The 1,432-nt window shown below is 39.5% G+C and carries 2 protein-coding genes; both read right to left on the reverse strand.

Going from position 1 to position 1,432, the window contains the following annotated elements; all coding sequences use genetic code 11:
• The coding region (locus ASC50_RS00495) for an MBOAT family O-acyltransferase (RefSeq protein ID WP_162491115.1) at nucleotides 1-900 on the reverse strand (900 nt) is incomplete at its 3' end.
• Between the two features lie 324 nt (nucleotides 901-1,224).
• Nucleotides 1,225-1,432 (reverse strand): hypothetical protein (locus ASC50_RS07405; RefSeq protein ID WP_226995290.1); only part of this gene is annotated, 208 nt, incomplete at its 5' end.

Below are 1,432 nucleotides of genomic sequence, written 5' to 3' on the forward strand. Positions count from 1 at the left end.
ACCCAAGGGAATATATACATAGTCGCGAAAAAACTGCCCGAGCGAAATATGCCAGCGTCTGTAAAAATCGCCGCAGGAAATAGCTGCATACGGATGTCGGAAGTTTTCCTCAAACCGGAAACCAAACATGCGCGCCAACCCGATAGCCATATCGGAATAGCCGCTGAAATCGAAATACAACTGCACCGAAAACATGGCGATGCCAAACCACGCTTCCGCACAGGCAAGCGAGCCAAAGTTGGTTTCTAAATACAAGGCAACGAACTTGCCGGCAACATTGGCAATAAGCACCTTTTTGTACAAACCAAAACAAAACCGATTGAGACCGGCTGCCACATCGTTCCAATCAACTTTACGGTACATAAGTGCTTCGGCAACAAGGTTGTAGCGCACAATGGGACCGGCAATAAGTTGCGGGAAAAAGGAGATATACAATAAAAAATACAGCGGATTGCGCTGCGGCTCCACCGTACCACGCTTAATATCAACAAGATAGGAGATTGCCTGAAATGTATAAAACGAAATGCCTATCGGCAAAGTATTGGTAGGACGGGCAAAAGGCAAAGAAAACAGCGCATCCAAATTGTCCCAAATGAAACCGCCATACTTAAAAAAAAGCAACAAACTTAAATTGATAGTTACCGCCAAAACCACCAACACAATAACGGGCTTACAATGCTTCCAACGACCAATCAGAAGCCCCAAAACAAAATTGAAAAAGGAAGTAAAAAGCAGCAGAAAAATCCACATCGGCTCCCCCCAAGCATAAAAAACAAGCGAAAAAAGGACAAGTATATAATTGCGATGCTTGGTGCGTTTCGCCACTAAATACAAGCCAAAACACAAAGGAATGAATGCATACAGAAATGTCAAACTCGAAAAAAGCATACAAATGCCCAAATTTTTCGGCAAAGGTAATGCTTTTTTTTGATACAAATATTTTAAGCGTATCCACAATTCAAAAATAATGCGTACCTTTGCCGCGTTGAACAAAGAAATAAAACAACAAAAAATGAAAAGTTAGAATTATAAAATACGGATAATAGGGCTTTTAGCTCTTATTCTCATATCGTCGAAATCTAGTAAATTTCCCTGAGAATAAGTTAGCGAAATTACGCTCCGGCGTAAATTGTTTCGTGCTTATTTGAGGAAAAGGTATTACTAGAGCCAGACGATAGAAATAGGCATTCACACGAGCAGTTTTACGCTTTTAGTTTGCAGAGTTTAAGAGTTTAGTCCATAAACTTTTAAAACAATGGGATACAAAATTATTAGAATTCGTTCAGACAACATATAGTCAGCCACATCAGGGCTTTTGCCTTGGTGTGGCTTTGTTCGTATGTCTTCATGGCGGGGTTGTTCCGCAAAATCAGTTAGTAAAAAAATAGAAAATTGAAAAATTAAAAAAAAAAAAAAAAATAAAAATTGTGTT

Source organism: Candidatus Symbiothrix dinenymphae, assembly GCF_001431085.1.